The sequence below is a fragment of the Paraburkholderia sp. J41 genome, from assembly GCF_905220235.1.
Classification (GTDB): Bacteria; Pseudomonadota; Gammaproteobacteria; order Burkholderiales; family Burkholderiaceae; genus Paraburkholderia.
Window position 1 is genome coordinate 39,019 of the sequence record NZ_CAJMZE010000043.1, and the last position, 6,999, is coordinate 46,017.

Annotated in this window: 6 protein-coding genes; 3 read left to right on the top strand and 3 right to left on the bottom strand. The window is 66.6% G+C overall.

Annotated elements, in window-relative coordinates:
• Positions 1–199 precede the first annotated feature (199 nt).
• A complete protein-coding gene (locus U5805_RS28315; RefSeq protein ID WP_322106822.1) occupies positions 200–1,411 on the bottom strand; it encodes an acyltransferase in 1,212 nt (403 codons plus the stop codon).
• Between the two features lie 313 nt (positions 1,412–1,724).
• On the opposite strand from U5805_RS28315, the gene U5805_RS28320 reads away from it, so the two are divergent.
• The 3 genes from U5805_RS28320 to U5805_RS28330 all read left to right on the top strand — a co-directional run bounded on the left by U5805_RS28320 (position 1,725) and on the right by U5805_RS28330 (position 6,079).
• Complete coding sequence (locus tag U5805_RS28320) at positions 1,725–3,227, top strand: hypothetical protein (protein ID WP_322106823.1); 1,503 nt, start codon at positions 1,725–1,727, stop codon at positions 3,225–3,227.
• 18 nt (positions 3,228–3,245) lie between these two features.
• Complete coding sequence (locus tag U5805_RS28325) at positions 3,246–4,460, top strand: glycosyltransferase (RefSeq protein ID WP_322106824.1); 1,215 nt, start codon at positions 3,246–3,248, stop codon at positions 4,458–4,460.
• Positions 4,461–4,840: 380 nt separating this feature from the next.
• Entirely contained in the window at positions 4,841–6,079 is a 1,239-nt protein-coding gene (locus tag U5805_RS28330; RefSeq protein ID WP_322106825.1) for a polysaccharide biosynthesis/export family protein, read from the top strand.
• A gap of 55 nt (positions 6,080–6,134) precedes the next feature.
• On the opposite strand, the gene U5805_RS28335 is transcribed toward U5805_RS28330, so the two are convergent.
• Together U5805_RS28335 and U5805_RS28340 are read right to left on the bottom strand one after the other, a co-directional pair.
• Positions 6,135–6,737 (bottom strand): DapH/DapD/GlmU-related protein, encoded by a 603-nt coding sequence (locus tag U5805_RS28335; protein ID WP_322106826.1) that lies wholly within the window; start codon positions 6,735–6,737, stop codon positions 6,135–6,137.
• Positions 6,738–6,793: 56 nt separating this feature from the next.
• The coding region (locus tag U5805_RS28340; RefSeq protein WP_322106827.1) for a hypothetical protein at positions 6,794–6,999 on the bottom strand (206 nt) is incomplete at its 5' end.

Consider the following 6,999-nt stretch of genomic DNA (forward strand, 5'->3'; position numbering starts at 1 on the left):
TGTACGCGGCCATGCGCGCGGCCAGGCACGCATCCAGCCACACGCTCAGCCACGCGTCCAAGCACGCGTCCAGCCACACGCCCAGCCACACGCTCAGCCACACGCCCAGGCACACACTCAGGCACGCGGCCAGGCATGCATCCAGCCACACGCTCAGCCACACGCCCAGGCACACAACGCAGGCAAACCTTCCGGCACGTCACGCCACGCCGCCCATCTTCCCTTCGACGGGCGCGGGCGTTTCCACCGTGACCGGCGCGGGCGCTTCGCGGCGGTCGGGAAAGAGCGCGTCGCGCAGGCGCAGGAACGGAAACTCGATCGCGCGCGTGGTGATCCAACCCAGCAGAATGGCGATGAAGAACTGCGCGAACAGCACGGCGGGCCACGCGGCGAGCGCCGGCACCTGCCACGCCGCGAGCTTGCGGATCAGGAATTCGCCGGGCGCGAGCGCGAGCGAATGCCACAGGTAGATGCCGTACGAGTACACGCCCAGCCACGCCACCGCGCGATACCACCAGGAACCGCTGATGCCGCCCGAATGTTCGAGCACGAGCACGATCAGCGCGCAAAAGCCGAGCGCCTGAATCGTGTAGCCGATGCTTTCGTCGAGCGCGACGTGCCGCGTCGCGAGCGCGAGCCACGCGATCAGCAGCCCGACCGCGCTCCACAGCCACGCCTTGCGCACGGCGAGCACGCGCCACATCTCGGGCTTCATCCAGTAGATCGCGGCCAGCATCACGCCGAACAGCAAACTGTCGATGCGGTACTGCGTGTAATTGAACGCGGCGTTCAGATCGCCCGACGCCACCACGGCGCAGCGCGCGCCCAGCACTACCGCGCACAGCACCGCCATCACGCCGATCAGCGCATTCGCGCGCAGCCGCCAGTGCGCAAGCACGATCAGAAGCGCGGGCAGAAACAGATAGAAGTGTTCTTCGACGGCGAGACTCCACGTTTGCGCGATCGAAGTGCCGAAGTAATTTTGCAGATGCGTGAGGTTCTGCCAGACGAACGTATCGCGCGGGTGCCGCCCCACGAGCACGTGAAACAGGATCAGCGCGTAATACGCCGGCCAGATCTTGAAGATGCGCCGCACGATGAAGCGGCGCGCGGCGATGCGGCCGGTATGCGCATACTGGCGCAGCAGCAGGCCGCCGACGAGAAAGCCGCTCAGCGTGAAGAACAGGTTCACGCCTTCGGTGCCGAAGCTTTTCAGCGGATACTCGATCAGCTCGACGAGCGCATAGCCCGTATGCACGGTATGGAAATGAAAGCCCATCACCGCGAGGATCGCGAGGCCGCGCACGAAGTCGAGTTCCACCAGCCGCCCGCGCGCGGGTTTGGGTACGGCCGGTTTAGGTACGGCCGGTCCAGGCACGGCCGGTGTCGGCACGCCGCGCAATAGATTCATGATGCGTTCCTCTCCGGCATCGGCGAAAAGACGTTGAAGGCCGCCGGAAAGCTCGCGCAGCGGCCCACCTCATCATGCGCATGCGCGCCTGGCATCGTGCGCCAACTTCTTGGCGCGATCGGACAGCGTGCGGAAAAGTTTGCAGAACGCTCACAGTGCCCGATCGCAAAATTTGCGCGCCCGCCACAATTCTGTCGCTTCGCGCCACGCGTGTGGCTGGCCGTCCGCGGCGTTTTATATTGGGGAAACCTCGCACGCGGCGCGTTGCCGTGTGCGCATTCCCTTTCGTGCTGCGCACCGGGAGAAAACGCCGATGCGAAACAAACATGTCGGGCTCTGGATCTGGATGTGCCTCGTCCCGCTCGCCTTCGACTACAAGGCGCCCGACGCCCAGTTCGGTCACGGCGCGCAATGGGTGGCCGTGTTCCCGGCGCTGGCCGGCGCGATCGTCCTCACGCTGATCGGGCCGCGCTTCACGCGCGCCTCGCGGCTGCGCACCTTCGTCACGCGCGCGCTCGCGCTGAGCCTGGCCGGCAGCGTGATCGCGCAATTGTTGCAGCACAATCCCGTCGGCAATTATCTGCGCGTGCTGCTGCCGTTCCTGCTGTTCGGGCTCGGCTACGCGGCCATGTGCCGGCCGTGGCATCCGCACCGCCTCGCGCAGATGCAGCGCGCGCTCTACTACGCCAACGTGTGCGGCCTCGTGTTCACGTTCGTGTTCGGCCTGCTCGCCGTGGGCGGTCCGCTTTCCGACATCCGCTTTCGCATCGTCTCGCCGACCATGCTCGGTCTGCAAGCGATCATCCTGCATCAGTTCATCGTGGCGCGCCGCTTCAATACGGCGATGGTGCTCGTGTTCCTCGGCTCGCTCGTGGTCGAGCTGCTCAGCGTGACGCGCAGCCTGCTGCTCGCCACCGTGCTGCTCGCGCTGTTCGCCGCGTGGCTCGCCGCGCCCACGTTCCGCCATCTGCTGCGCTCGGTGATGCGCACCGTCGCGGCGCTGCTGCTCGTCGCGGCGCTCGGCGCGGCCACGGCGTACTTCTTCCCGTCGATCACCGAGCACTGGACGCAGCGCGTGACCGCCGCGCAAAACTCCGAGTCCGACCGCGACCCGACCACCATCACGCGCATCGCCGAAATGCGCGACCAGTACGACCAGGTGACGTCGTCCGTCGAGTCGCTCCTGTTCGGCAAGGGCTACGGCCACGTCTATCGTTATTCGCCCATCTACTTCCAGTACGTGCGCGAGACCTTCAGCAAATCCGATTACTTCGACACGAGCGACTGGGTCGCGGGCCACAACTTCTGGGTCTATCAGTTCTACGCGGAGGGCCTGCTGTTCGGCGCGCTCATGCCGGCCGCCGTGATCGTGGCGATCGTGGTGGCGAGCTTCGGCTTCCGGCGCTGGCACCGCATCGCGCCGCGCGAGCCGCTGCTGATGCCGCTTTCGATGTCGATCCTGCTGCTCGCGGCGCTGCCTGCGGCTTCGATCGGCGGCAATCCGCTCGGGCCGCGCTTCTCGGGTCTTGTCTATGGCGTGGCGCTCGGGCTGCTGGTTGCGCTCTATTCGCAACTGCATTACCGGCTCGACGTGCGGCGCGCGCGCCCGCGCTTTCAGCCCGGCTTCCAGTCCGGCTTCCGGCATGGCCACGCGCAGCCCGGCTTCGAGCCGGGCATCCCGCCTGGCTTCCAACCCGGCTTCGAACCCGGTTTCGAGTCCCGTTTCCAGCACGGCTTCCACCCCGCTTCACGGCCGCACCCGCGCGTCGAGCCGAACTTCCGCCCGCCGGCGCCCGCCGCGCCGCTCAACTCGTAAGCGCTTCCCGGAGCCCCGATGAAAATCCTGCATCTCGTGTCCACCGTCGATCCGCGTTCCGGCGGTCCGATCGAAGGCGTGCGCCAAAGCGGCCTCGCGATGACGGCGCTCGGCCATCGGGTCGAAGTGGCTTCGCTCGATCCGATCGACGCGCCCTATGTGCGCGATTTTCCGTTGCCGCTGCATGCGCTCGGTCCCGCGCGCGGCCATTACGGCTATTGCCCGAGCTACGTGCCGTGGCTGCGCGAGAACGCCACGCGCTTCAACGCGGCGTTCGTACACGGCCTCTGGCAATACCACGGTTTCGGCGCGTGGCGCGCGCTGCGCCATTCGCGCCTGCCGTACTACGTCTACGCGCACGGCATGCTCGACCCGTGGTTCCGCGCGACGTATCCGATGAAGCATCTGAAGAAGTGGGCGTACTGGCCCTGGGCCGAATATCGCGTGCTGCGCGACGCTACCTCGGTGATCTTCACGACCGAGGAGGAGCGCCTGCTCGCGCGCGACTCGTTCTGGCTTTATCGCGCGAACGAACGCGTGGTGCCGTTCGGCACCAATCCGCCCGATCAGGACGCGGCCACGCTGCGCGAGGCGTTCCTTGGCGCGCACCCGCATCTGCAAGGCAAGCGCATCGTGCTATTTCTCGGCCGGCTGCATCCGAAGAAGGGCTGCGACATGCTCGTGCATGCGTTCGCCGAACATGCGCGCGAGGTGCCCGACGCGCATCTCGTGATGGCCGGCCCGGACAAGGCCAACTGGCAGCCCGCGCTGCACGCGATCGCGCAAACACACGGCATCGCGCATCGCATCAGCTGGCCGGGCATGTTGCAGGGCAATCTCAAGTGGGGCGCGTTCTTCGCGAGCGAGGTGTTCGTGCTGCCCTCGCATCAGGAGAACTTCGGCGTTTCGGTGGCGGAGGCGCTCGCGTGCGGCGTGCCGGTGCTGGTTTCGGACAAGGTCAACGTGTGGCGCGAGATCGAGTCGGACGGCGCGGGCTTCGTCGCGCCCGACACCATCGCGGGCACGCAGGGGCTGCTCGCCGCGTGGCGCAATCTCGACGAACGCACGCGCGACGCGATGCGCGCGCAGGCGAAGCGCACCTTCGAGACGCGTTTCGCGATGAACGGCATGGTGCGCTCGCTGCTCGCGCTCCTCCACGAACATCCTTCGAACGCGACGGCGCGCTCGCACGCGGCGCAGGCGCTGCGCGTGGAAACGGCGGACTTGCCGTGAACGGTCGAACGCGGCAACGACAGCGGTAGCCGCAGCGAAGCAGGCAGCGGTCGAGGCAATGAAGCAGGCAGCGGTAGCCGCAATGAAGCAGGCAGCGGTAGCGAAGCAGGCAGCGGTAGCGGCAGCGGCAGCGGCAGCGGCAGCGGCAACGAAGCAAGCAGCGGTAGCGCAACAAAGCAAGCAGCAGCAACGAAGCAAGCAGCGGCAGCAGCAGTAAAAGCAGCAGCAAGGCAGCAAGAGCGAGCAGTCGGATAAAGCGGCGCGCGCGCGGCAGGCGGCACGGCCGGGCGGCGCGGCGACAAGCGGCGGATCGGGTCGCCAATTAGCGAACCGGCCCGCTGACGGGGGCGAGCGTATCCAGAAACTTGAGGGACAAAGCCATGTTGAACCACATAGAAACCAGGTCGGGCGCGCAGGTTCGCTCGCGTCGTCCGCGTCGTGACTTCGCGGCGGCCATCAAAACCATAACAACGCTGGCCGCCACCGCCGTGCTCGCCACGTCGCTCGCGGCGCTTTCCGGCTGCGGCATGTCGCCGGGCATGACGGCGCCCAGCAGCGTCACGCAGGCCAAGGCCGCCACCGACGCCGCGCGCACCTCGGGCAACAACGACGCGCCGCCGCCCAACGCGCTGGTCGAGATCAACAGCGCGCTGGTCGCGAAGGAAGCGGCCGCGCGCAGCACCACGGTTCCGATGGGCGTCGAAAAACTGTTCGGCACGCCGAAACCCTATACGCTCGGCCCCGGCGACGTGCTCAGCATCGTCGTGTGGGATCACCCGGAAATGAACCTGCCGACCACCTCGGCCAGCAACGGCAACAACCAGAACGACCAAAGCACGAACCAGGTGGTGTCGGGCTATACCGTCGACTCGTCGGGCACGATCCAGGTGGCCTACGTCGGGCCGATTCACGTGGCCGGGCTCACCGAACTCGAAGCGCGCAACCTCGTCGCGAAGAAACTTTCGTACTACCTGCAAAATCCGCAGGTCACGCTGCGCATCGAGGCGTACCGCAGCCGCCGCGTGTACGTGGACGGCGAAGTGCGCACGCCCGGCCTCATGGTGCTCAACGACATGACGATGTCGCTGCCCGAGGCGATCAACCGCGCGGGCGGCTTCACGGGATCGAGCGACCGCTCGCGCGTGAGCATCACGCGCGGCAAGCAGACGATCATGGTGAATATCCCCGACATGATCCGCAAGGGCGTGAACCCCGACAACATCATTCTGCAAAACGGCGATCTCGTGCGCGTGTATTCGTCGAACGACACCAAGGTGTACGTGCTCGGCGAAGTGGGCCGGCCCGGCAGCCTGCCGCTCGACAACGGCCGCCTCACGCTCAACGAGGCGCTCGGCAACGCGGGCGGCATCAGCCAGGGATCGGGCGACGCTTCGCAGGTCTACGTCGTGCGCGGCCAGAAGGAAGGCCAGCGCACGGTGTTCCACCTCGACGCCTCCACGCCCGAGGCGATGGCCACCGCCGACCAGTTCGAGCTGAAGCCGAGCGACGTGGTGTTCGTCGACGCTTCCTCGCTCGTGAAATGGAGCCGCGTGGTGAACCTGATTCTGCCGAGCACGCAGGCCGCTTCGGCAGGACGTTATGTCGGCGCAGGATACTGATACCGGGCGTGATACCGGGCGGTATCGAAGCTGAAGCGGCGAACGGCCCGCATCGTTACGATTGCGGGCCGTCCTTTTCCTCGAAGCGCCAGCGGATGAAGCGGCACGGGTTGCCGCCGTACACGCCGCCCGCGGCGAGCGAGCGATGCACGACGGAAAGCGGCGTGACCACGGCCGAGCGCCCGATGGTCACGCCCATCTGCACGACGCATTTGGACGACACCCACGCGCCGTCCTCGATGACGATGGGCGCCACGCGCAGGTCCATGTTCGTGCGCATGTCGTGCGAGCCGGCGCTCAAGAACGCGCCTTGCGAAAGACACACGTTGGCGCCGATGCGAATGGGCGCCTGGTTGTAGATCCACACGTCCACGCCGATCCAGCAGTTCTCGCCGAGTTCGAGATTCCACGGCGCCTTCACGCGCATCGGATGCACGAGGCGGCAGCCGCGGCCGACCTTCGCGCCGAAGAGGCGCAGCAAGCCCGCGCGCAAGCCCGAAAACGGCAGCAGGCGATTGTCCATCACACAGGTCTCGACGACATACCACGCCGCCTGCACGAGCTTGCCGCGACGCGCGACGTAATTGCCCTTGCCCGCGAGGCTCAGGTCGATCACGCGTTGGTGCTGCGCTTGCTGCGTTTCCGGCGCTTGCTGCATTTCCCGCGTTTCCGGCTCTGGCGTTTTGGGTTCTTGCGCCTGGCGTCTCTGTGCTTTTAATCGCGGCGCTTTGGGTTTAAGTTGCTGTGCTTTGGGTTGCTGTGCTTTGGGCTGCGGCGTTTTGGGTCGCCGCGTTTCCGGCTGCTGCGCTTGAGGCTGCTGTGCTCCGGGCTGCTGCACTTTGAGTTGCTGCGTTTCAGGTTGCCGCGTTTCAGGCTGCTGCGTTTCAGGCTGCTGCGTTTCAGGCTGCTGCGCTTCGGGC

What these genes read in the sequence shown, in the direction of transcription:
- U5805_RS28315 (WP_322106822.1), bottom strand. Translation starts at nt 1,411, where the DNA reads ATGAATCTATTGCGCGGCGTGCCGACACCGGCCGTGCCTGGACCGGCC.
- U5805_RS28320 (WP_322106823.1), top strand. Translation starts at nt 1,725, where the DNA reads ATGCGAAACAAACATGTCGGGCTCTGGATCTGGATGTGCCTCGTCCCG.
- U5805_RS28325 (WP_322106824.1), top strand. Translation starts at nt 3,246, where the DNA reads ATGAAAATCCTGCATCTCGTGTCCACCGTCGATCCGCGTTCCGGCGGT.
- U5805_RS28330 (WP_322106825.1), top strand. Translation starts at nt 4,841, where the DNA reads ATGTTGAACCACATAGAAACCAGGTCGGGCGCGCAGGTTCGCTCGCGT.
- U5805_RS28335 (WP_322106826.1), bottom strand. Translation starts at nt 6,737, where the DNA reads ATGCAGCAAGCGCCGGAAACGCAGCAAGCGCAGCACCAACGCGTGATC.